This is a genomic window from Ureibacillus xyleni (assembly GCF_900217795.1).
GTDB lineage: Bacteria > Bacillota > Bacilli > Bacillales_A > Planococcaceae > Ureibacillus > Ureibacillus xyleni.
This window is the reverse complement of sequence record NZ_OBMQ01000020.1, coordinates 20,296-45,430: the sequence shown is the minus strand read 5'-3', so window position 1 is coordinate 45,430 and position 25,135 is coordinate 20,296. Positions and strand designations below refer to the sequence as shown.

Here is a 25,135-nt window from a genome sequence, read left to right as displayed (position 1 = left end):
TTGAGTCAATGGTTAAGCACAAAATATTGTGAAAACTTTAGACTTAAACTTATGAGGATTCTCCATAAAACCAACTCGCATCAAATTCTTTCCAAAATGCTTCTGGTGTAATGGAAGCGGGTAATTGTTCCATTGATAACACCCGTTGAATGTGCCCTTTCACCTCATCATAGGTAAAGGATTTTCCTTCGTTAATTTCCTCTACTTTTACGATTCCATAACGGCCGTCATTCATTACAAAGGGATCACTAATCTCATTCTCTTTTAGCTTTTGTACTGCATCTTGAATACTTTTATCCACATTCGCTTGGGCTGTTGTTATATATCCTATACCTCCACCCAAACTTGCTGAAGTTGTATCAAGGGAACGTTCCCTAGCTAAAATAGAAAATTCGGACCCATCATTAAGTTCCTTTAAGACACTGTCCGCATCATCCTTTGACTCAACAATAATAATGCTTGTTTTATATGTAGTAGGGATATTGTAAAGAGATTGATTCTCTTCATAGTATTTAACGATTTCTTCAGTATCTGTAATAATGTCTTTTGTTAAGACCTTTTCTAAAATTAATTGTGCTCGCACCTTTTGCCGTAGTTGTTCTTCTGTTAACTGTTGAATCGTTGTATCAGTGGTATCTTGAGCTGTTCGAATTAGAGCGATTTCAAGATCAATTTCTTCATCAGACACTTTAATCTTATATTCTTCTGCTGCTTTTTCCATAACTGATTCATTCACTAAGTTTTGTAGTGTTTCTTTCCCATAACGATTTTCCATTGCAGCCATCCATTGCTGCTTTGTAATTTCTTTATCATCAACGGTAGCGACTATTTCATCGCCACCGTTATCTTTTTCGTTAGGCCATACCCACAAAACAAACCAAAATAAGTTTCCCGCCAAAAGTATTGTCAGCAATGTTAGTACAGGTTTTGTTTTTAATCTTCTTTGAGTAAGAGGCGTTTTGTTGTGCGATTGATTTGATATATTATTGCGCTTTGATTTCATTGATAAAACCTTCAAGCTCTTGCTTATCATAATGATAAGTTTCTAAGCAGAAATGGCATTGTGCTTCTGCTTGTCCATCCTCATCAATCATTTCTTGGATTTCTTGTACTCCTAAACTAATTATCGCTGCACCAAAACGCTCTTTAGAACATTGACATTTAAACTCAACATCCATTGAATCTAAAATTTGAACATTTTCTTTTCCTAGTACCACTTCTAGTATTTGTTCTGGTGTTAAACCTTTTTCAATCATCTTTGAAACAGGTTCAATTGTAGAAAGATGCTGTTCAATTTGTGTAATTGTTTCTTCTCCACAACCTGGCATTAGTTGGAGAATGAATCCCCCTGCTGCTAAAACTGTATTGTCCGGATTAACTAGGACACCTAAACCTACAGAAGAAGGAACTTGTTCTGAAACTGCAAAGTAATACGTAAAGTCTTCCGCAATTTCCCCGGAAACTATTGGTGTTTGGCCAGAGAACATGTCACGCATACCCAAATCTTTAACTACTGTAATTGTTCCCTCTGCTCCTACTGCGCGGCGAACATCAAGTTTTCCTATCGAGTTTAATTCAAAGTGAACTTGTGGGTTGGTGACATAACCCCGCACTTCTCCTTTTGCATTAGCATCGATTAACATTGGACCAATTGGACCATTTCCCTCTATTTTTACAGTTAATTTATTTTCACCTTTTAACATTGCACCCATGATTACACTTGCTGTCATTGAACGACCTAACGCAGCAGTTGCTGTTGGCCATGTATTATGTCGGCGTTGTGCTTCTCCTACCGTTTCAGTAGTACGTGCAGCAAATGCACGAACATTCCCATTAAACCCTAAACCTCTAACTAAGTAATCACTCATGTTGTTTATCCTCATTTCTTTTATTGATTTCTTTTAAAAATGATATATAGCCCTTTTAACGTAAGTAGTGGATCAACTATATCTATCATCTTTGTTTCATTGGCAATTAAATTTGCCAAATCGCCAGTTGCAATAACAAAAGCATCTTCAATTGATGTTTGTTTCATTCGACTAACGATCCCTTCCACTTGTCCTACAAAACCGTAGATGACACCTGCCTGCATTGCAGAAATCGTATTTTTACCGATAATGGTTGTAGGTCGGTTAATTTCAATACGTGGTAATTTTGCTGTTTTCGAAAAAAGGGCTTCTGTTGAAATCGTTATCCCTGGGGCAATTGCTCCTCCTAAATAATCTCCCTTTTCACTTATATAGCAATACGTATTAGCAGTTCCAAAATCTACTACAATAAGTGGTTTCCCACCGTATTCATCGACAGCTGCCACTGCATTTACGATTCGATCAGCGCCAACTTCCCTTGGATTTTCATATTTAATATTTAATCCGTTTTTCACTCCTGGTCCAACAACAAGTGGTTTGACATGAAAATATTTTCGGCACATTTCCTCTAGTGCATACATAATTGGCGGCACAACTGATGAAATAATAATACCCTTTATTTCTTCAAAGGAGATTCCTACATGGTTGAATAACATTTTTAACTGCATTGCATATTCATCTTCTGTTTTTCTTCTATTTGTTTCAATACTAAAGTTATATGCAAGTTTATCGTTTCTATATATACCTATGGCAATATTGGAATTCCCAACATTGAGGACAAGGACCATTCATTCACACCCATTTCCAAATCCGTTTGTAAAAAATAATACCATAATAACGGAAACATAATACAGCAGTATGTCTATCGTTTCTAACGAGATGGTTTCATCTTATTATTCCAGAATGATGGTTGGTTTTATAAAATCTTAAGATAGAATAAATAAAAAACTGAATGAGATGCGATTAGCATACTCATTCAGCAGAAATTTAAGTCTATTTATTACGGTCTTCTTGAATTCCGTCACGATTTTCAGGTGTACGGTTTTCTCTTGGCAAATCAGATGTTGAAGGATCTGGTGTTTGACCAACGATTTGTTTATCTAAACTTGTAGTACCAGAAATCTCAACAACAACATCATTTGATTCAGAACTTTTTACAGTATCATTTGTAGATTCGATCACAATACGCTCATCATCTACTTTTGAGTAGTCTACACGGTCTGGAAGTTTACCGTGATCTCTTAGGTGCTCAATTTGTTGTGCATCTAAGGTTTCCACTTCAAGTAATGTTTCTGCAATTAAAGTTAATAAATCACGTTTTTCCGTTAAAATTTGTTTTGTACGCTCATATTGATCGACGATAATTGATTGCATTTCTTTATCAATTTCGTATGCAATTGAATCAGAATAGTTTTGTTCAGAGTTAAAGTCACGTCCAAGGAATACATTACCACCTTGGCTTGAACCAAATTGCATTGGTCCTAACTTATCACTCATCCCGTATTCTGTAACCATCGAACGCGCGATTCCAGTAGCACGTTGGAAGTCGTTATGTGCTCCAGTCGATACTTCACCAAACGTAATATCTTCTGCAACACGACCACCAAGTAACCCTGCAATTTTATCTAATAACTCTGGTTTTGTCATGAAGTAACGATCTTCTTTTGGAAGCATTACGGCATAACCACCAGCTTGCCCACGTGGTACAATTGTAACTTTGTGTACTTTTTCTGCTTGGTCTAAAGTTAGCCCTACGACAACGTGACCTGCTTCGTGGAAAGCAACGATTTTGCGTTCTTTTTCTGAAATAACACGACTTGATTTAGCTGGACCGGCAATTACTCTGTCTGTTGCTTCATCAATATCAGCCATGTCGATTTTTCTTTTATTACGACGAGTTGCTACTAGAGCTGCCTCGTTAAGTAAGTTTTCAAGATCCGCACCAGAGAAACCTGGTGTACGTTGAGCAATAGCTTTTAAATCTACATCATCACGTAATGGTTTATTACGAGCGTGTACTTTTAAGATTGCTTCACGTCCTTTAACATCGGGGCGACCAACCGTAATTTGACGGTCGAAACGTCCTGGGCGAAGTAATGCTGGGTCAAGAATGTCTGGTCGGTTTGTTGCTGCAATAATGATAATACCCTCATTTACACCGAAACCATCCATTTCAACAAGTAATTGGTTTAATGTTTGCTCACGTTCGTCGTGACCACCACCAAGACCTGCTCCACGTTGACGACCAACTGCATCAATTTCATCGATAAAGATAATACATGGTGCATTTTTCTTCGCATTCTCAAATAAATCACGAACACGACTTGCCCCGACCCCTACGAACATCTCTACGAAGTCAGAACCTGAGATTGAGAAGAATGGTACGCCTGCTTCACCAGCAACAGCTCGCGCAAGTAATGTTTTACCTGTTCCAGGAGGTCCTACTAGTAAAATACCTTTTGGAATACGAGCACCCATGTCTGTAAATTTACGATGATCTTTTAGGAAGTCGACTACCTCAACAAGCTCTTGCTTTTCTTCATCAGCACCAGCTACGTCTACAAATCGAACTTTTTTCTTTTCAGAGTCGTATAACTTCGCTTTACTTTTACCGAAGTTCATCACTTTATTACCGCCACCTTGAGATTGACTCAATAGGAAGAAGAATAAAATGATAATAATGATGAATGGGATAATCCCTGTAAAGAACTGTACCCAACCACTCGTTTCAGGTGCTTTTAAAAATTTAATGTCCGGATTACCATTAACTGCATTCGTAATCTTTTCCATTAAAGCCGGATTATCTCGAGGGATATTTACTAAGAAAGTATGGCCTTGTTCATACCCCGCTAACGCGCCTTCTACCACATATACTTGTGCATCCGGCTGAATATTTGCATATTCAACTTTTCCAGCTTCTAAGGCTTCTAAAAACTCATGATAAGTTAATTCTTCTGAAGGTGCGTTACCCCCATTAAAAGTACCGAAAATACCGATTATTACTAGAAAAATTAATAAATAAAATATGGTGTATCGAAATATTCGATTCATCCCCAGCCTCCTCACAACATAACAGAAAAACTATAAGTAAAATCTTAACATATCATGATTTAATGATACAACGAAAAGCACCGGTAAAATGTGTTGTAAACATTATTTGTCGAAATGTTTACAAAATCTTAGAATGAATATACTTCCTTCTTCAAAATACCGATGTACGGTAAATTACGATATCTTTCTGCATAATCTAATCCATAACCAACTACAAATCCATCTGGCACTTCAAAACCAACAACATCTGCTTTTAAATCAACTTTTCGACCTGATGGCTTATCTAAAAGCGTAACGATTTTAATTGTTTTTGCTTTACGATATTTGAACAAATCTACTAAATAGCTTAATGTTAAACCACTATCGATAATATCTTCAATTATAATGACGTCGCGACCTTCAACACTAGTATTTAAGTCTTTTAAAATTTTTACCTCTCCAGATGATACTGTAGCATTACCATAGCTCGAAACATCCATAAAATCGATTTCAACATATGATTCAAAACGCTTCATTAAATCTGTCATAAATGGCATAGCGCCTTTTAAAACACCAATCGCTAATGGAAACTGATCTTTATACTCTTCTGTTAATTGTGCACCAAGTTCAGCGACTCTTTCTTGGATTTGTTCTTCTGTAATCATAATTTTTTCAATGTCATTTTGAATCATAAATAGTTCCTCCTTGAGTTGTTACAACACATGACCATTATTGTCATTATAATCAATTTTAAGTTATTCTTAATAAAATTTGTTCATCTAATTCGAAGTTTAATCGTTTTAATTACATGTAATGATGTAGATTATTGGTTTATGATTTTTTACACTCGATACACAAAATAAAATCATCGGTCGGTCGCTTAGTTTTAGAAAAGAACTTATTAACTCGCACACCTAATATAGCTATTACATCATCGTTTGCATCTACTAAAATAGGCCAAGTATCTCTTTCGTGTAAGGGGATTTTCTCGTCAATAAGTATCCTCGATAAGCGTTTTTGGGCATCCATCCCTTTTATAGAAATTCGATCCCCATCTTTTCTCGGTCTAATTCGAAACGGGAGATGAAAGTCCTTTGAGTTGAAGTAATAGAAATTAGTCATTTCTTTTGGTTCAAAAGAGGCTTCTCCTATGTATAATCGAAACCTTGAGGTATGCGTCCATTCATTTAATGAAACCTCTTGCAAAAGCTTCGTTTCATCCGTGTCATTACTTTGCTTTTTAAAAACGACTTCATCATATTTACGAACTGCAATATTACCCTCTGGTAAGTAAACTAATGCACTACCATTTGTATTTTTAATTAAGTTCAAAATAGATAAAACTAATGTCTTACTTTGGGTAGTATTAACATTATTGTAAAGATAGTTTAATAGTATTAAAATCATTCTTCTTTGTAAAGCGACTGCTTCATTTTGAAATAACGGAATTTTTAGTAAGAATGAATCATTTTGCTTTTCAATTACGTGAGGAAATCTTTCTAATGCAAGACCATTTAAAAAGTCATCATCTTGTTGTAAATTTTCAGCTAAGTAAACTGCATTGCTCGATACATGTGGATTTTCTCTTTTTAATAATGGCACTACATGGTGTCTATACCGATTCCGAGTGTAATCATCCTTCTCATTACTCGCATCTTCCCTATATGAACCTTCCAACTCCATTAAGTATTTCCAAATTTCTTCCTTTGTTACTGCTAAGAAAGGTCGTATTAATATACCAGAAGAAAATATCCGTTGTGCATACATGCCTTTCAATCCATTAACAGCGCCAGATTTAGTTAACGCCATTAGCAATGATTCTAACTGATCGTCTGCATGATGAGCTGTCACTAGTTTATTTATATGATATGTTTGCATCGTTTTTTCGAAAAAGGAGTAACGTTCTCTTCGACAAATTGCTTGTGAGTTTCCACCTTCTTCTTGAAGATATTGAGGAATTGGAATCGAGGTACTAAAAGTAGGTACTCCATGCTCTTTACAAAACTTTTCTACAAAAACACGATCTTCTGCAGAAGTACTTCCTCTAAGCATATGGTCTACGTGCGCCACAAATAATTGAATTTCAAAAATATGTTGGAACTTAATAAAAAAATGTAATAAGCCCATTGAATCAATACCACCAGAACAGGCAATGAGAAGACGGTCTCCATTAGCTATAAGTTGATGTTCGATTATATAATTTTTTACTTTGGTTTCAAAAGACACCATCTTCTCACCTCGCTTTTATATCTATTCTAAGAAATTTTTGTGTTTGGTGGACTAAATACCGCCCATTTTGGTACAACGTGAGCCACATTTAGTAAAATGACCGTACAATCGTCATCAACCTCATACATATTACTAAACTGCTCCATTACATCATAAAGTATTACTTCGATTGGCATTTCTTCACGGATTCGGGATTTCAACAAACTAATAAAGTATTGCTCCTGTTCTTCCCAATCATAATTTCCTGAGAAGACACCATCCGATACCATCACTACATAATCTTCAGCTAATAGATTTACTTTTTCTGTTTCGATGGAGAACACAGGCATAAAACCAACTGGCGCCGCCGCACCATCCACTTTTAGGAGACGTTCTCCGCGCAAAATATATGTCGACATACTTCCAGCCTTCCAAGACCAAAGAGCACCTTTTTGTAAATCTACTAGAGCAAAATCAATCGTTGCATACATATCAACTTCTCGATTTAATGACATCACATAGTGGAGAGTATGCATAGCAGTTTCTGGATTCATATTGTATGTTAAACATTCTCTCATTAAACGTACCAATCGTCTGCTTTCTCTTTGGGCTTCTCTATTTTGCCCCATTCCATCTGACAGCATAACAGCAACTAGACCGGGATGGATATGGAATACTGCATGACTATCCCCTGATACCCAAGCAGAATTTTTCGCTCTGCTGTATATATCATACTCTATTTCATAGCGAACTGCAGAACGGAAACGCACTTGAATATGGGAGAAAGGCGCTTTTTGGGTAGAGATTTTCTCCACTTGGAATGGCTCTGAAAATACGTCATACAAAATTGGCAAAATGATTCTCTCACAAAGTAAATATTGATCATCATACGTATCATTTTTATTAGCCAATGAACAAATAATCACACGTTCACCCATAGTGTTATTAATTACATCAATTTGAAAACATTGAACATGTGCACGTTTAAACTCATATTCTAATTCCTCTTCAATCGTTTTAAACGATAATGTTTCCTCCTTCATATCTTCCATCAATTTGTTTAAATGATTACTTAAGTCTCTTAATTGAAGCGCAATCATTTTTTTACCATGGTAAAATTGGCCGTTCATTTTATCATTGTATAGTTGATAATCTAATTCCTCTAGTAATTTCGCAGGTTTAATACATTTCAACTTGATTCGTTCCTCTAATAACGCCTGTTCTCCTTCCCTCGAATTTGTCTTTGCAACAAACCAATGATGAATCATCTCGTCCATATGATTATTTCTTTCGCCCCAGCAGTGATCATAGCGGAAACAACTCATACATGTTGCACTCGGTTCTATTTTTCTTATTTCATTAACACTTTCTGTTGATGTAAAACGATCAAACACCAACTCCTTCATAAACAAGACGAAATTTTGAAAAGTTTCAATTTTTTCCGTTGTATGTTCAGTGAGCCACTGTTGTCTTTGTAATAGCACCTCATCACGTTTAGGGTGTATTACATCGTGCAAAAATGTAAACATCCTTTGAGGCAAAATAAAAAATACAAGACCTGCTACAAGTATTGAAACAAAGTACACGGTATCAATCGGTAACGTTGCGTCATAAAAGAAGAAAAAAATACTTGGTGCTAAACTAGCAAGAACTACCCCAAATCGTCCTAACCTGCTAAATAGTCCTGCAACTACTCCGGTCATTGCATAAACTGAAATCATTCCCGTAAAGGATAATTTAGCAACCCCTACTAATGCGCCTACGATTGTAGCGACCATCGCTGCAATTGGGACTCCACCAGCAAGTGCTGCTATACAAATTGCTAAATGTAGCATAAAAGGAAATAAACCAAAATAGGATACTACTACAGATTGTACACCTGTTAATACCATCGCTAATATAACTAGACCTGCACCTACTCGTTCATAGCTCCAACCGACCGCCCAAAAGCGATGAGGTGGTACAAAAAAGAGACGCACAAAAATCGTCATAAAAAAGGCTAGCACAACTTCATAATATATATAAAGTTGAACAATAAATGGTGGTAACCCTAAATGAGCAATCCCTTGCCAAAGAAACTGTCCGAAGAAAATTGCCGTAGCCACACCAACTGCGGTTGGTAATTTTAAAAATCGGAATCGGGTAATTAGTTCATACAAAATAATTTGTAAACATAAAATGAACACTTGTCCTAAGCTTAAGGTCAGTGCCCCGATTATTCCTCCTAATAAAACTGACCATTTTTTATTTTCATAACGTTGTTTTACAATCGCCCAAAGAGGAAGTAAAAACGGAACCGCCGCCTCGAACATTACTGCTCTTGATAGAAACAACGCTAGTAGGAAAAAAAACAAATGTATAAAAAAGCTAACCTTTTTAATAGAAAATCGTGCTGTCACCCCTTGCAAATGTGTCTTTTCCTCCAACATTTCGATATTTGCCATTTATATCATCCCCTTTACTAATTGCATTTTGAGTAATTATATAAAAGGTTTCTTGTAAAATTTGTCTAGTGGTGAAATAGTATAATAAAAATCTTTCGACGTATTTTTTGGTAAGATTACATAAAGGGAATTCGTTGTCGGAATTTATTGGGGGATCAAGAATATCTTGTGTTTCTCCGCATCTTGATATTGAATAGGACAACCTTGGCTAGTTACTTAAAATTCGAGGAACCCAAGACTTTGGTTTTTTCACACATTTGGGGCGTGGTTCTTGCTATATATACTATATTTATTATTAAACCTTTTAATATATAAACTATATCTCGTTTAAAATTGGAGGATTTTGTGTGTTAAATAATTTACGAACTTTAGCATTGTTATGTTCGATAGGCTCGATTCTAGTCGTTCTAGGGATCATATTAAAAATCTCCCCTATACTTCAACTTATACTGTTAACCGTAGGATTCGTTATTTGTTGTATTTGTATTGTGACCTTATTGAAAACAATGTTACGAGAAAAAAGTAAATAAATGCAAAAAAAGCGGGAATTTTATTAGAAAATGACCTTTAAAACCCTCCCACTTTTAGGACAAAAAAAGACTGTTTGTGATCTAACTACACAAACAGTCTTCCATCTATATTACACTTTTTCTACGCTTAAAACAGACAGCAAACTACCCTCTTCTAGCTCCACGGCCACCGCGTTTTGACTCAGTTGCACGTTTTAATGTTGCAAGACGTTCGTCACTATCTTTTAAGAATCGTGCCATTTTTTGTTCGAAATTTTCTTTCGTTTGTCGATCATTTCTGTCATTAGAACGATTATTATCGCGACGTGGACGATGTGGACGTTCAGGTCTTTCTGGTTGAGGCTTTGCTTTTCGGATTGATAAACCGATTTTACCATCCGCTTCAACATTCATCACTTTTACTTCAACGACATCGCCAACTTTAAGATGTTCGTTGATGTCTTTCACATAGTTATCTGCGACTTCACTAATGTGAACTAGACCCGTTTTGCCATCTGGCAGCTCAACGAATGCTCCAAAATTTGTGATTCCTGTTACTTTACCTTGTACTTTGCTGCCTACTTCAATTGACATAAAAAAAATGCTCCTCCTTAAAATTTAAGCGGCTTAATAGCCAGTATTAAAAATTTTTGTGTAACGTTTTAAATGCACGTTATTCTTTTATTATAGCCAACAAAAAAAGAGTGTCAACAAGACAACTCTTTTTCTATCGGACTTCAAACACTTTTCTCAAAACTATAATACCTATAAAAAAGGCCTTTTATTCGTTACCTTTTGACTCACCTTCATCCGGGATTGTGAAAATAATTTCCCCGTCTTCTGATAAGAAAAACTCTTTTCGTGCTAGCTTTGCTATATATTCATCGTCCTCTAGCTTAGCAATTTGTAAATTTAATAGCTCTTGTCTTTCTTTTACTTCTTCTAATTGAGCTAAAACTTCTTCTTTTTGCTGTTCTTTTTGGGCTAATCTCTCATTTTGGTGGATATTTGTTTTAATTAAAAAGAATAAAGTGGCAAAAGCAATAATCCCAAACACAAACATCCTTCTACGAAAACGGATTTTTTTTTGTTTTGAATAATTTGCTTTATACTCAGATGATCGGACATAGTCATTTTCAAGCGTTCGAACGTTATTTTGTTGTGTCTTAATCTGATCTTGACGCTTTGCCATATCCGCCACCTCCATTCTAATCAATAACAATCCCTATTATACTTACATTTCAACGTTTTTTGAAGAGAATCCTTCTTAATCGGGAATATATTTTTAGCAAATATTTCTTCTTAATTATAATATAGATTTTGCGAAAAGGTGTGAATAAAAACATAATTATACGAAGGAGTAGCCTAATTGTACCTATGATTACGGAATAAATAAATTTAATAATTGCTAATATAGGCCTAATTGTTAATAAGACGAACACTCGTCCAACGAAGCGGAAATACCGTTGAAAAACAGATTCATATAAAAAAATACCAAGAATTTGCGCTAACGGATCAACTAAACGCCATTCTCCACCCTTTACAATGAATAAAATATAAAACGTTAGGCCCCCTAAGAGTACCCAAACGATCAGCTCTACTCCATATCCTATTTTTCTTAAAAACGATCCCGGGCTTAAGGTGCTTAGCAGATAGCGTGTACTATCTACTATTGCACCTACAAATAAGCCACTTATGATCATAATTAAAATACTAACAACTTGTTCATTAATGGTCATCCAAATAATTTATGGAGGAAGCCTTTTGATAAACCATTATCTTCGTCGTCGTACTGTAGCGCCTTAACATTTCCTTCCAACGTTAGTAATCCTTTATCGACGTCTAAATGGACAATGCGTAGCTCCTCTCCACGGATTAGCAAATGACCTTGGGCAGTTCTTACATAGAATTCTTCTTGGTCAAATCGCTCAATTTCCTTAACAGAAGTCATGTCCATTCTTTTTCGATTTCGCACTGTCACAAGATGGTCCCCAGATGTAATTGTGTAACGATTACTTTCTTGATGTAGTGTCATATCGTTCCTCCTTCATTGTTATTGTGTTTGTTCTGTTCACTTTATGCGGGAAATGAAAGAAGCATGACAACAAATTTGTTGCCATGCCCTAGAAATTTAATATTTTTTCTTCTCACTGTGAAATCTATAGACTTGGTTTAAATTTATACTTTTATTTATATAAAAAGCTTACTCTTCATCGTCTATAAACTGTGGTTCAATTTTTTCTAATCTTTCTTCTTTAAGAATCGTAAACATTTTGCTAGCTTCTTCTTTGCGCACATTTTCTTTTAAATCTTCTACGCGGGCAGTTACAACTTTTTGACCAAAACGAATTGCCAGCTCATCTCCTACTTTTACAGTGCTACTAGCTTTTGCTACTTTACTATTTATAGTAATTCGTCCTTGATCTGCTACTTCTTTTGCTAATGTACGTCTTTTAATAAGTCGTGAAACCTTTAGAAATTTATCTAATCGCATTAATTATTTCCCCTTTTTCTCTAATGCTTTTGCTTCATTCCAGAATGAGTCGAGTTGTTCTAACGTAAAATCTGTAAATGGTTTTCCGCTTTCTATTACTTTTTGCTCGACATAATGAAATCTACGAGCAAACTTTTCATTGGCATGAACCATTGCTTCTTCAGGTGAAACTTTATAGAAACGTGCCAGATTCACGAGCGTAAATAACACATCACCAAACTCATCTAATCGAGCTTTGCTTGTACCCTTTGTTATTTCCTCTTTAAATTCCTGCCATTCTTCAGCAAACTTTTCCCATGCACCTTCTGGATCTGGCCAATCAAAACCTACTGAAGCTGCCTTTTTTTGATAGTTATAAGACGTTTGTAAAGAGGAACTTGCACGATATTCACTTTTTAACATTGAACCTGTTTGTTCCCCTTTTTCTGCGCGTTTAATGTCCTCCCAATTTGCAACAACTTCATCGGCATTTTCAACATTGACGTCACCAAAAACGTGAGGATGACGGCGAATCATTTTTTCACTAACAGATGCTAATACCTCTTCTAAATTGAAATAGCCTTGATCTTCACCGATTTGGGCATGTAAGAATACTTGCAATAATACATCCCCAAGTTCTTCTACCATTGCATAGTCATCTTCTGCATCAATTGCTGCTAAAAATTCATGAGCTTCCTCAATCAAATATTTTTTCAGACTTTCATGGGTTTGTTTTTGATCCCACGGGCAGCCATTTGGACCACGTAATGTGGCGATAATTTTTCTAAACGTAACCCAATCTCGGAGTGCATCAAAATCATCTTGCACTGGTGGAACGTAAATCGTTGTTAAGTTATTAATTTCAACGGCCTGATCAAGTTCATATAAAGGCACCGTTGTTAAGTTCTCAAAAGAAGATCCTGCCGCAGTTACAATAGTTACTGGATAGTCATCTCGGTATTTCTCCATCAAGGTTAATTTTACTTCAGATGCACTAAAAGCATCATATACTTGAGCAATCAATAGGTGCCCACGCATATTTACGTCATGAATGGAAAAGCTGGTTCCATCCAGCAGTTGAAAGCCGTCAATTGGGTCAATTTTTAGCGCTCCAAAAATTGGGTCTAAAAAACTTTGACCACCTTCAATTTTCAAATCTACTTTTCCCTCTTTCATAGCTGCAATTAGTAATTGTACAGTTTGTTCTGCAACTAATGGATGACCAGGTACTGCATACATAAGCGGTTCGTTTTGGGAGGCTTTAATTAAATTATCGCAAATTTCTTCATACACAGGTTGGAACGTATCATGCTTTTCATAGATTTTATCAAAGCTTTCAAACATCATGCCCTCCTGTTGTAATTCCTTTATAACAGGATGGTCCATTGTTCGAACGTAAATTTTTTTTGCTGATTTTAATTTTTTATACACACCTATTTGCAGCTGATCCAATTCTGCTGCTCCAAGACCTATAACAGTTAATTCATGCATAATGTCACCTACTTTTTTTATTTAACCATATTTGATAAGCGGCCATTTTTCGCCCAAATGGCAACATAAACCACTCTTTTTCTGCTAACATTTTTGTTTTTGCAACAATCGTTAAAAAAACAAATGCTCCCAAAATTATTAAACATCCACCAAAGATAACCGCTTCTAATCTACCCGATAAGAAAGTATTGGAGATTTGTAATAGTTTATCCATAACGTACACAGCTAGAGACATGATTGTGCTTGCAAGAAATAATTTTATGTAAAATTCCTTTTTTGCTAATTTTGTATGAGTAATTTTTTTCAAATAAATAATTAGCAAACCAGCACTTAAGAACAACCCCATATCACTTGCAATCGCTGCTCCAAGGACCCCTACTTTAGAAATGAGCAAATGATTTCCTATAAATTTTACTAATATAGCTACTATTAAAATGATTGCAGGAACTTTTAACCGATTCATTCCCTGCAGAATTGCTGTGAAGGTTAAAATAATTGATAAAGGTACAATTTGTAAAACGTAAATACTCAAAACATTCGTCAAAGCATTTGTTTCGAAAAGCATTTCATTTACATAAGGCATCACAAGTATTAATCCAATAGAAGCCGCTACGCCTAATAGAATTGAAACCCGATAAGTTAACTGAATAAAAGGGATTGGTCCCCTTCCATTTATTTTTTTAGATTGATATGCAACAAGTGGAACAATGGCTAACGATAATGATGAGGCAATCGTAACACCCATTTGTACAAGGGGCTGGCCTCTATCAAATATTCCTTTTGTCTCCATCGCTTGTAGTTTTCCCATACCGCTTTCCAACAACATCGAAAATACAGTGAAAGAATCAATTAATTGATAGCATAATAAAAGCAAACTACTCATACTTACACTTAAACTTAAAATGGTAACTTCTTTTAAAATTGGCCATTTAGCGAACTTCTTTTTTGCTTTTGACCTTTTTCGACTACTTTTAGTGAAATAAAGTAATAAAAGAACTCCAGCAATTTGTCCGACTACCGTTCCAAATACTGCAACATTGCCCGCAGCATAAAGAGATTTAGATGTTGTCATGATGACAATTGCCCCCGCTAAAATGACACAAACGCGTATAAATTGTTCGAACACTTGAGCATAAGCTACAGGAGCCATCTCACCTTTAGCTTGGAATGTTCCTTTCATAAGCGCAAGGATAGGCATAAACAATGTTACAAAAGCACCTGTTCTAAGAAGTGGCGCTAATTGTTCATCTCCCATTAACCATGCTAAGGAATAAGAGCCAAAAAACAGAAGACAGAAAAAAACGAGTGATAAAAACGTTAAATACATGTAAACCGTTCGCGTAATGATAGTTTTTCTTTCTAAGGCGTGCACACTTGATTCTGCGTCTGCTAACATTTTCGAAATCGCTACTGCAAAACCACCTGATGTCCACACAACAAAAAAGGAAATGAAAGGATACACTTGTTGATAGATATAAAAACCTTGATCTCCAACTAAATTTTGAAAAGGTACACGATATACAGCACTTAAAGCTTTAACCATTAGTGCGGCTAATGTGAGGAATAACGCACCTTTCATATACCCCTTCATGCCAAAGTTATTTCCCATTCCAGTTCCTCTTTCTTCCTAAAACTACAAAATAGTATACCAAAGAATTACATACGCTGCTAAAAGTCATACTAACCGTTTTAACGTGTGCAATTATGGTATTGAGTTTCGGTAATTAAAAAGACTACAATATTTTAAAGGAGGAGTGTACAAATGTTGGGAATCATAAATTTCGAGGTATTTTTAATTGCGGCCATTTTGCTGAATTTAACACCCGGTACAGATACAATGTACATTGTAAGTCGGAGTATTTCTCAAGGTAGAACTGCAGGAGTTTATTCAGCTCTTGGTATTACTGCTGGGGTAGTAGTACACACATTTCTTGCTGCATTTGGTCTTTCAGTAATTTTAATGCAATCTGCTTTGTTATTTAATTTAATCAAAATTGTAGGTGCTATCTATTTAGCTTACTTAGGTATTAAGATGCTCATTTCAAAAAATGACCCAAGCGAACAGCAATCATTACCTAAACAAAGCAATAAAAAGATATTCCTACAAGGTATGATTACAAACGTCACAAACCCTAAAGTTGCTCTATTTTTCTTAGCTTTTCTTCCGCAATTTATTCAGACAAATTCGCAAGTTTTCTCACCAATTCCTTTTATTATTTTAGGACTTACTTTTACTTTAACAGGGGGAATATGGTGTTTAATCACCGCTTATCTAACTTCAATGTCTACTAGAAAGCTAAGAGGTAACGCTAAATTCTCAACAATCTTAAATAAATTAACCGGAATTGTTTTCATTGCAATGGGTATTAAATTATTACAAACAAAACCTTCTGCTTAAAATAGCTTGAACATCTACAAATTAGTCGTGCATGCCGTCAAAAAGGTTTGCACGGCTTTTTATTTGTGTAATATGCCTTGATAGGTTTAATTCGCACTTTAAATTTTATTCATAAAAAAACGCCTCCTTTATAGAGACGCTTTCATCCGTTAGTTTTCCATTTGCTTTGCTAAGAAGTTCGCTGCAGTTTCAGCTGCTTTAGATTCAACATCTGTAATGAAGTGAACTTTCGATAATAAATAGACAGCTCCAATTGCATCGCCATTTGAAATGATTGGCGCTACACAATAAGATTTCACTTGCTCAAACTGTCCTGGAACTAATTCAATCGTTGTTTCCGTTTTCTCAGTAACGACTGAACGCTGTTTCATAAAGTCTTCCGCAAAAACGGAAAGACGACGATTCGTGTACTCTTTCTTCGATAATCCAGCAACTGCAATCATTTCGTCTCTGTCACTAATTAAAGCTGGAGTTCCAACCGTTTCATATAGTGACTCAACATACTCTTTTGCAAACTCACTAAGATCATTTATCGGGGAATATTTTTTTAAGATAACTTCCCCTTCTCTATCAGTATAAATTTCTAATGGGTCACCTTCACGAATTCGCATTGTTCTGCGAATTTCTTTAGGAATAACTACTCGACCTAAATCATCAATACGACGGACAATTCCTGTTGCTTTCATCTAGTTGCCTCTCTTTCGTCATCAATTTTCGATTCACATTGATAGTATGGATAATATTTGGTCAATGTATGCAAAAAGTGTATGCAGAGGATTAAATTATAGCTAAAAAACTAGAAATTATTATACTTACGATAGTATTTCCTTAGGTCGAATATTTTCATTACACTATTTTTTCCTTTTTTGCTTTCGCTATTATTTCCATCATCTCTTCTAGCACATCAAATGAATGATATTTTCCACACTTTTTCTCATCGATTGTAAGCGTTAGTTTGTTTCCATCCATCGAGAACCCCACAGCACGATCAAATTTCATGGAATCGGCCACAATTTTACTGCCATCCACACTTGCTGTACCTTCTTCTGTTAAGTGAATAGAAATTATTTTTTGTTTTTCCTTTATTGCTGACACTCCTGCTTCCATTGCCCAAACTTTGATTCGAGCGATACGCAATAATCTCTCTGTTTCATCTGGTAAATCCCCGAAACGGTCATGTAGTTCGTCAATAATTTCAGAATAATCATCTACACGATCCATTGATTTTATACGTTTATACATTTGAATTTTTTGATAGCCATCCGGAATATATTTATCCGGGATGTAAGCATCTGTGTGTAAAATAATTTCAATTTCTGGTTTCTCTTCTTTTTTCACACCTGTTTGACGTTCTGCAATTGCTTCTTCTAACATTTGAGAGTATAAGTCAAATCCAACAGAATCGATAAATCCGTGTTGTTGAGCGCCAAGTAAATTCCCTGCACCGCGAATTGATAAATCACGCATCGCAATTTTAAAACCAGAACCTAACTCTGTAAATTCCTTAATAGCTTGGAGTCTTTGCTCGGCCACATCCGTTAACACTTTATCACGTTGATACATGAAGTAAGCATAAGCAATACGATTTGAACGTCCCACTCGTCCGCGCAATTGATACAATTGAGACAAGCCCATGCGATCGGCATCATGGACGATTAACGTGTTCACGTTAGGCATGTCTACACCCGTTTCGATAATGGTCGTTGTCACTAACACATCATATTCGCCGTCTAAGAAGCTTAAAATAATTGATTCTAGCTGCGTTTCTGTCATTTTACCGTGCGCATAGCCAACTCGTGCTTCAGGAACAAGCATTTGGATTTCTTCTACTTTTCTTGTCATATCTTCAACACGATTGTACAAATAAAACGTTTGCCCGCCTCTAGCCATCTCTCGTTCAATAGCTTCCCGAATAAGTGCATCATTGTACTCCATTACGTAGGTTTGTACTGGGAAACGATTTTGTGGTGGCGTTTCAATAACCGATAAATCTCGAACACCTACCATTGACATGTGCAACGTTCTTGGAATTGGTGTAGCAGTTAACGTTAACACATCCACATTTGTTTTTAACTGTTTAATTTTCTCCTTATGGGTTACACCAAAGCGTTGTTCTTCATCGACAATTAATAAACCTAAATCTTTGAATACAACATCTTTTGATAAAATACGGTGCGTTCCTATAACAATATCAACCGTTCCCTCACTTAACCCTTTTAATGTTTCCGTTTGTTGTTTTTTCGATCTGAATCGACTAAGCAACCCTACACTAATTGCATATTCCTCAAAACGTTCTTGTATTGACTCATAATGCTGTTGAGCTAAGATTGTCGTTGGAACAAGAAATGCTACCTGTTTTCCATCCATGATTGCTTTAAAAGCAGCACGGATTGCTACTTCAGTTTTACCGTAACCAACATCCCCACAGACAAGTCGGTCCATTGGTCGTTCGCGTTCCATATCTCGTTTTACTTCCATAATCGAACGAAGCTGATCTTCTGTCTCTTCATAAGGGAAGGAATTTTCAAAGTTACGCTGTTCATCCGTATCCGGTGAGAAGGCATATCCTTTTTCCGCTTCACGTTTTGCATAAAGTTTAATTAAATCATCCGCAATGTCATTAACAGCTGATGAAACTTTTGCTTTCGCCTTTTTCCATTCTGCACCGCCAAGTTTATGAAGCTTTGGCTCTTTTCCTTCAGAAGCTACATACTTTTGGATTAAATCAATTTGATCAACAGAAACATACAACTTATCATCTGCACGATAGCGAATATGAAGATAATCTTTATGAGTACCATTCACTTCTAATGTTTCGATGCCTATATATTTACCAATCCCATGGTGGATATGTACTACATAGTCACCCGGTTTTATTTCCGTATAGCTTTTAATGCGTTCAGCATTAGACATTTTTTCATTTCGACGTGGTTTTCTTTTCGGTTGTTGTTTAAATAACTCGTCATCGGTCACTACAGCAATTCGTTGAAGCGGTAATTCAAACCCTGTAGATAATACACCATCTACTAAGTAAACTCCTGCACCTTGTGGGGAGCCTAGTAAACTATGAATGTCGTATTCTTCAAGCGTACTTTGCATTTTCTTTAACCGTTCTTTACCATCTGCAACAAAAAGGACCGTAAACTTTTCTTGATTCCAACGTTCAATTTCGTTTTGTAATAAAGATATTTGACCGTGGAATTGCTGCATTGGCTTACATGAAAAATTCGTTGTCTTTTTAAAAGTGATTCCAGAAAACGTTCGGGCAAATAGCGCAAAGAACAGTTTTTGTTGTTCAATCATTGATAATACTTCTTTAAAAGAGAAGGAGGATTTCACATCATGAACCATTTTTCCTTCTTCAATTAAAGAAATAAACCATTCTTCTTCTTCTTTTTCCCATGCATCCATTACTTCTTGAATACGACCTAGTTCGTCAAAAAGGACAATTCCATCTTTTGCGAAATAATCTCCTAAGTAAGTGATTTCCTCATATAATAGGGATCCATACTTTGTTACATGGTTTGGAATATTCCCTTGCTTGAGCATTTCAATATCGTACTGAATATTTTGGTATAGCGCTTCCTGAACTTCTTGTTTTTTTACCTTTTTCAGTGTTCGACTTAATGCAGTTTCTAAGCGTTCTGCTAACTCTGCTCGTTGTTTTGTTGTTAATAACAATTCACTAGCAGGTAAAATTTGTACGGCATCCAGTTTTTCAATGGAACGTTGATCATCTGCAGAAAATGTTCGTATAGAATCAACTAATGTATCAAATAATTCAATACGAATAGGTGACTCTGCATATGGTGGATAAATGTCTAGTATCCCTCCACGCAATGCAAACTCACCTGGTGTTGTGACCATTTGACTTCTTGTATAACCCATCGTTACTAACTGTAGTAACCAATCCTCTATTTCAATGTCTGAATCAACGGAAGCTTCTAAATAATATTGTTTCCACTGGTCAACAGGAGTCATAACTTTCCGCATACCTGCGATTGGAATGACAAAAATCCCAAGCTCCTTTTTTGTTAAATGGTTTAGAGTAGCAATACGACTTGCTCTCAATTCTGGTGATGCAATCGTCATATCTGCTGCAATAAACTCATCGGCAGGATAATAATGAACAACATCTTCCCCAACTAAGGAAGATAAATCATCCACTAACTTTTGAGCCTGTAAAAGGTTGGGCGATAGTACATATAGAGACTTTTTAAATTGTTTAAAAATCGTGCTAATTAAGACAGGTCTTGCACTTCCCGTTAACCCTGTAATTAGTTGTGAATCATATGCTTGTTCACTAATTTGCTGTATGAAAGTATTTATATGTTTATTTTGCGAGAATAATTGGTGTAAAACTTCCATTCTTAAAACCCCCTTCCACGAATAAACAAATATATGTAAAAATGCTCATAAAGTTACATATGAAATGAACTCATGCTTTATTAATAAACTTTATCCGCGAATATTTTGAAACAGGAAATTGGAAGAAGCCTTGATTCCTTGGAGAACCAAAGCATCTTCCTTTCCTTTTCATTGGCTAGAACTACTTTAGATTTTTGTTTTTACTGAAGCCAATTTTTTAATGCATAGTAATCAGGAAATTGTCTTAAAGAATCTTCACACTGCTCACAGATACAATGCACTGTTGTCTGACCGTGCTGATCTTTTTCAATATAATCGTCGACTTCTCCAACTTCGAATAAATGCAACTTTCGAATTGTTTCATCTGCGTCAAAAGGTAATGTACCAATCTCTGTTTCACAATGGCGGCAACGATAACGAACAGGCATTATAACCTTCCTCCTTTAAGTGTGTAAAAAAGCTTTACCTACTCAAAGTATTGACCTGTTTTTCCTAAATTATGCACAGAACAACTTCTGTCACTAGTTAGCGTTGAACTCATTCATCACTTCAAGAAACTTTTTCGTTAAAGAAGTTTCCACAGCTGCAACCGTTTTATCAATTGCTTGTTCAATAACTGGACCTTCTTCTTTTGGAAACTTCGATAACACATAATCGGGAACCTTCATACCTGCTGGAGGTCTACTAATTCCTACACGGACACGGTTAAATTCTTGGGTTCCTAAATGTTGGATTAACGATTTAATCCCATTATGGCCGCCAGCACTTCCTTTTTGTCGTAATCGAAGTTTTCCTGTTTCTAAATCTAAATCATCATAAATAACAATAATATCTTCAATATTTATATCAAAGTAATCCATAATAGGACGAACACATTCACCTGATAAGTTCATATATGTGAGTGGCTTAAGTAACATTACCTTGCCTTCTGGTCGGTGTACTGTTGCATACATTCCATTAAATTTCATTTGGTTTAATGGGGCATCCCACTTTTTTGAAAGTGCATCTATACATTCAAATCCAATATTATGACGGGTATATTCGTATTGTTTCCCTGGATTACCTAACCCAATGATCAATTTCATAGTTCTCATCCTTTTATTATCTAATCGTGCTTATTTTAACATATGGAGTGAAGGAATTGTAAAAACTATACTTTTTAAATCAATCTTGTCAGTTCAGCTTAGTATTAGCATTGACCATAAAATTTATTTTATCATTAGTAAATGGGAAACCTAAATATTACAGCTAGATAGTGAAATCAGCTAAAAGGAAGTGGAAGCTTGAAAGAAAAACTAATGTCAATGTTAGAAGCTCGTAATGATGAGATAATTGAAATTCGACGACATCTACACCAATACCCTGAAATCTCTTTTAAAGAGGAAAGAACTGCGCATTATATTATTGATTTTTATAAAAACAAAGATGTTGAAATACAAACGAATGTCGGAAACGGTTATGGTATTGTTGTCACAATTAATGGAGGAAAACCTGGCAAAAAAATTGGTCTTCGTGCTGATTTTGATGCGCTTCCAATTTCTGAGGAAACAGACGTACCATTTAAATCAAAAAAAGATGGCGTAATGCATGCTTGTGGACATGACGGTCATACTGCTTATCTACTTGTATTAGCGGATTGCTTAATTCAATTAAAAGAGGACATTCCCGGTACGATAAAAATAATTCACCAACATGCTGAAGAAGTTCCACCAGGTGGAGCAAAAAGTATTGTTGAATCGGGAGTACTTGATGACCTTGACAATGTATTTGGCATTCACCTTCTACCAATGGGCCCAGCAGGAGTCGTTGGTTACCATCCGGGTTACTCATTTACTGGGAGAGCCTATTTTAAATTGAGGGTTCAAGGTAGAGGCGGCCATGGCTCTTCACCACATCTGGCAAATGATGCGATTGTCGCAGGTGCACATTTTGTTACTGCCGCGCAAACAATTGTTAGCAGACGATTAAGTCCCTTTGATACCGGCGTGATTACAATTGGTTCATTTGATGGAAAAGGTACATTTAATATTATTAAAGATAGTGTGGAGTTAGAGGGTGATGTCCGATACATGACAGAAGAGACAAAGAGCACTATTGAAAAAGAAGTAAGAAGACTTGTAAAAGGTCTTGAGGAAGAGTTTGGAGTAACATGTGAGCTCAAGTATGAAAATGATTATCCGCCTTTATATAATAATCCTGAATTAACAAATATAGTAGCGATGATTCTTAAAGATGTAAAAGATCAGCACATTACAGAAGTAAAAGAGTTTCCAGCAATGTCTCCATCAGAAGACTTTGCTTACTATGCTGAGAAGTTCCCATCCTGTTTCTTTTACATCGCTTGTTCACCAAAAGGAGTAGAAGAGCCTTATTTCAATCATCATCCTAAATTTGATATTGATGAGGATTCGCTTCTAGTTGCAGCAAAAGCTGTGGGGTATGTAGTTTGTGGATATTATAATTTAGATTAAGATTTCCTAAAAAAACAAAGTAAAGGGGCATTCAATTTTGATGCCCCTTCTTGCTATGCTACTTTACGCTTGTGATTCAGGAGTTTCGGTCCCTTTTATATCTTGATTTCCATCGTCACCTTGTCCAGCAGTGTCGTCATTAATCACTACAGGTGGTGTAACAGTTGCTAATATATCTTCATCGGCACTGATTACATCATATGAAATATTATTTCGAATATCTGCAATAGATAATGAGTCTCCAATACCTAAATTTGATACATCAATTTCAATCGACTCAGGTATTGCTGTTGGTTTTACTTTAATTGTAATTTCGCGAACAGGTTGTGTCAGCACTCCACCTTCATGCACACCATTTGCTTCTCCCACAATGCTAATAGGAACCGCTACTTCTATATCTTCTGCCATGTTAATCGATAAAAAATCAGCATGCTTCACAGTTCCTTTCAGTGCACATCTTTGAACTTCATTAATTACAGCATTCACTTGTTTTCCTTCAATATCAATTTTAAATATGCTGGAACGCCCATATCTTTGAACTGCTTTCGCCGTCTCCTTGTAGTCTAAAATAACAGGTATTGCATCCACATTATAACCATATATAACGGCTGGCAATTTCCCCTGATTTCGAAGTTGTGTTAGTGATGAACGAGGACCTGGTTGTCTTCTTTCAGCTTGTAATATAATATCCATATTTTTATTCCCTCCAGAAATTGATGACATTGGTTAGTATAGGTTTATTTATTTGATACTAAACGATGGGAGGAGAAAAATATGCCCTACACTTGTACTCGCCCTCTTTGGTCATTCATCTCCATAGGGAAGCGGTTTCCTAAACAAATTAAAAAAAGCAAAGTCAAATTTACTTCGACTTTGCCTTAAATTTATTAATCAAATAAAGTACTTACTGATTTGTTTTCATAAACGCGAGAAATTGCCTCAGCCATTAGGTTAGCTACAGAAAGTTGTTTAATTTTCGGAGACAATTTTTCTTCTGCTAACTGAATTGTATTTGTTACAACTAATTCTTTAATAGCAGAGTTCTCAATGCGCTCAATTGCTGGACCTGATAATACTGGGTGAGAACAGCATGCATACACATCTTTAGCGCCCGCTTCCATTAATGCATTCGCACCAATTGTAATTGTGCCAGCAGTATCAATAATATCATCAATTAAAATACATACTTTTCCTTCTACATTCCCTACGATATTCATAACCTCTGCCACGTTTGGCTTTGGACGACGTTTGTCAATAATTGCAATCGGTGCTTTCAAACGTTCAGCCATTTTACGTGCACGAGTTACACCACCATGGTCAGGAGAAACAACTACAACATCTTCGCCTGCCAATTTATTATTGAAGTACTCAGATAATAAAGGTACAGCCATTAAGTGGTCGATTAAAATATCAAAGAAGCCTTGAATTTGTGGAGCGTGTAAGTCTAAAACGATTACACGTGTAGCACCAGCCGTTTCTAAGAGATTAGCTACTAGTTTCGCTGTAATTGGTTCACGAGCTTTTGCTTTACGGTCTTGACGTGCATAGCCATAGTAAGGCATAACAACGTTTACTGTACGAGCAGATGCACGTTTTACAGCATCAACCATAATTAATAATTCCATTAAGTGTTCATTTACTGGAGCAGAAGTTGATTGAACGATAAATACGTCACAACCACGGATACTTTCTTCAATACTGATTTGGATTTCACCATCGCTAAAATGTTTAACAGATGATTTACCAAGCTCAACACCCATTACTTCAGCGATTTCTTGAGCTAATGGATAGTTAGAGTTTAATGAAAAGATTTTTAATTTTGAACCTGCGTAATGATACGGCATGATGGCCTCCTAAAAGTTTTTACGAATTTAT

22 protein-coding genes are annotated in these 25,135 nt (G+C 35.9%); 2 read left to right on the top strand and 20 right to left on the bottom strand.

The window, feature by feature from the left end; genetic code table 11:
• Nucleotides 1-49: 49 nt before the first annotated feature.
• The 14 genes from CRO00_RS19245 to CRO00_RS19180 form a co-directional block, all read right to left on the bottom strand.
• Nucleotides 50-1,003, bottom strand: a complete 954-nt coding sequence (locus CRO00_RS19245) for a peptidyl-prolyl cis-trans isomerase (protein WP_097075299.1) — start codon at nucleotides 1,001-1,003, stop codon at nucleotides 50-52.
• Nucleotides 984-1,868: an Hsp33 family molecular chaperone HslO gene (gene hslO / locus CRO00_RS19240; protein ID WP_097075298.1), complete on the bottom strand. Its 885-nt coding sequence runs from the start codon at nucleotides 1,866-1,868 to the stop codon at nucleotides 984-986. Before hslO ends, CRO00_RS19245 begins: the two co-directional genes overlap by 20 nt.
• A gap of 20 nt (nucleotides 1,869-1,888) precedes the next feature.
• A complete protein-coding gene (locus CRO00_RS19235) occupies nucleotides 1,889-2,656 on the bottom strand; it encodes a type III pantothenate kinase (protein WP_097075297.1) in 768 nt (255 codons plus the stop codon).
• Between the two features lie 205 nt (nucleotides 2,657-2,861).
• Nucleotides 2,862-4,919, bottom strand: coding sequence for an ATP-dependent zinc metalloprotease FtsH (ftsH, locus tag CRO00_RS19230; protein WP_097075296.1), 2,058 nt, complete (start codon nucleotides 4,917-4,919; stop codon nucleotides 2,862-2,864).
• Nucleotides 4,920-5,047: 128 nt separating this feature from the next.
• Entirely contained in the window at nucleotides 5,048-5,590 is a 543-nt protein-coding gene (gene hpt, locus CRO00_RS19225) for a hypoxanthine phosphoribosyltransferase (RefSeq protein WP_097075295.1), read from the bottom strand.
• A 139-nt stretch (nucleotides 5,591-5,729) separates the two neighbouring features.
• Nucleotides 5,730-7,127: a tRNA lysidine(34) synthetase TilS gene (gene tilS / locus CRO00_RS19220; RefSeq protein ID WP_097075294.1), complete on the bottom strand. Its 1,398-nt coding sequence runs from the start codon at nucleotides 7,125-7,127 to the stop codon at nucleotides 5,730-5,732.
• A gap of 26 nt (nucleotides 7,128-7,153) precedes the next feature.
• Nucleotides 7,154-9,550 carry a SpoIIE family protein phosphatase gene (locus CRO00_RS19215; protein ID WP_097075293.1) on the bottom strand — a complete coding sequence of 799 codons (2,397 nt, stop codon included), beginning with the start codon at nucleotides 9,548-9,550 and terminating at the stop codon, nucleotides 7,154-7,156.
• Between the two features lie 674 nt (nucleotides 9,551-10,224).
• The gene (locus CRO00_RS19210; protein ID WP_097075292.1) at nucleotides 10,225-10,653 is read right to left on the bottom strand and encodes a S1 domain-containing RNA-binding protein; all 429 of its coding nucleotides are present in this window, start codon (nucleotides 10,651-10,653) and stop codon (nucleotides 10,225-10,227) included.
• 187 nt (nucleotides 10,654-10,840) lie between these two features.
• A complete protein-coding gene (locus CRO00_RS19205; protein ID WP_097075291.1) occupies nucleotides 10,841-11,251 on the bottom strand; it encodes an FtsB family cell division protein in 411 nt (136 codons plus the stop codon).
• A gap of 49 nt (nucleotides 11,252-11,300) precedes the next feature.
• Nucleotides 11,301-11,798: a spore cortex biosynthesis protein YabQ gene (gene yabQ / locus CRO00_RS20660; protein ID WP_097075290.1), complete on the bottom strand. Its 498-nt coding sequence runs from the start codon at nucleotides 11,796-11,798 to the stop codon at nucleotides 11,301-11,303.
• On the bottom strand, nucleotides 11,795-12,094 hold the full coding sequence (gene yabP, locus CRO00_RS19195; protein ID WP_097075289.1) for a sporulation protein YabP: 300 nt from the start codon (nucleotides 12,092-12,094) through the stop codon (nucleotides 11,795-11,797). The genes yabQ and yabP overlap by 4 nt, the downstream gene beginning before the upstream one ends.
• 168 nt (nucleotides 12,095-12,262) lie before the next feature.
• Entirely contained in the window at nucleotides 12,263-12,553 is a 291-nt protein-coding gene (locus CRO00_RS19190) for an RNA-binding S4 domain-containing protein (RefSeq protein WP_097075288.1), read from the bottom strand.
• Nucleotides 12,554-12,556: 3 nt separating this feature from the next.
• Nucleotides 12,557-14,023 (bottom strand): bifunctional methyltransferase/pyrophosphohydrolase YabN, encoded by a 1,467-nt coding sequence (gene yabN / locus CRO00_RS19185; protein ID WP_097075287.1) that lies wholly within the window; start codon nucleotides 14,021-14,023, stop codon nucleotides 12,557-12,559.
• A 4-nt stretch (nucleotides 14,024-14,027) separates the two neighbouring features.
• Nucleotides 14,028-15,632, bottom strand: a complete 1,605-nt coding sequence (locus CRO00_RS19180) for a putative polysaccharide biosynthesis protein (RefSeq protein ID WP_097075286.1) — start codon at nucleotides 15,630-15,632, stop codon at nucleotides 14,028-14,030.
• A gap of 153 nt (nucleotides 15,633-15,785) precedes the next feature.
• Between CRO00_RS19180 and CRO00_RS19175 the strand changes: the two genes are divergently transcribed.
• Nucleotides 15,786-16,421 (top strand): LysE family translocator, encoded by a 636-nt coding sequence (locus tag CRO00_RS19175; protein ID WP_097075285.1) that lies wholly within the window; start codon nucleotides 15,786-15,788, stop codon nucleotides 16,419-16,421.
• Between the two features lie 149 nt (nucleotides 16,422-16,570).
• Here CRO00_RS19175 and spoVT read toward each other — a convergent pair whose 3' ends face one another.
• The 4 genes from spoVT to pth all read right to left on the bottom strand — a co-directional run bounded on the left by spoVT (nucleotide 16,571) and on the right by pth (nucleotide 21,874).
• On the bottom strand, nucleotides 16,571-17,107 hold the full coding sequence (gene spoVT, locus CRO00_RS19170; RefSeq protein ID WP_097075284.1) for a stage V sporulation protein T: 537 nt from the start codon (nucleotides 17,105-17,107) through the stop codon (nucleotides 16,571-16,573).
• A gap of 160 nt (nucleotides 17,108-17,267) precedes the next feature.
• Complete coding sequence (mfd, locus tag CRO00_RS19165; RefSeq protein ID WP_097075283.1) at nucleotides 17,268-20,789, bottom strand: transcription-repair coupling factor; 3,522 nt, start codon at nucleotides 20,787-20,789, stop codon at nucleotides 17,268-17,270.
• Between the two features lie 200 nt (nucleotides 20,790-20,989).
• Nucleotides 20,990-21,217 carry an anti-sigma-F factor Fin gene (locus CRO00_RS19160; protein ID WP_097075282.1) on the bottom strand — a complete coding sequence of 76 codons (228 nt, stop codon included), beginning with the start codon at nucleotides 21,215-21,217 and terminating at the stop codon, nucleotides 20,990-20,992.
• 93 nt (nucleotides 21,218-21,310) lie between these two features.
• Nucleotides 21,311-21,874: an aminoacyl-tRNA hydrolase gene (gene pth, locus CRO00_RS19155; protein WP_097075281.1), complete on the bottom strand. Its 564-nt coding sequence runs from the start codon at nucleotides 21,872-21,874 to the stop codon at nucleotides 21,311-21,313.
• 198 nt (nucleotides 21,875-22,072) lie between these two features.
• Between pth and CRO00_RS19150 the strand changes: the two genes are divergently transcribed.
• Nucleotides 22,073-23,260: an amidohydrolase gene (locus tag CRO00_RS19150; protein WP_097075280.1), complete on the top strand. Its 1,188-nt coding sequence runs from the start codon at nucleotides 22,073-22,075 to the stop codon at nucleotides 23,258-23,260.
• A gap of 63 nt (nucleotides 23,261-23,323) precedes the next feature.
• Here the strand turns inward: CRO00_RS19150 and CRO00_RS19145 are convergent, their stop codons facing one another.
• Together CRO00_RS19145 and CRO00_RS19140 are read right to left on the bottom strand one after the other, a co-directional pair.
• Complete coding sequence (locus CRO00_RS19145) at nucleotides 23,324-23,953, bottom strand: 50S ribosomal protein L25/general stress protein Ctc (protein WP_097075279.1); 630 nt, start codon at nucleotides 23,951-23,953, stop codon at nucleotides 23,324-23,326.
• A gap of 194 nt (nucleotides 23,954-24,147) precedes the next feature.
• A complete protein-coding gene (locus CRO00_RS19140) occupies nucleotides 24,148-25,104 on the bottom strand; it encodes a ribose-phosphate diphosphokinase (protein WP_097075278.1) in 957 nt (318 codons plus the stop codon).
• Between the last annotated feature and the right edge of the window lie 31 nt (nucleotides 25,105-25,135).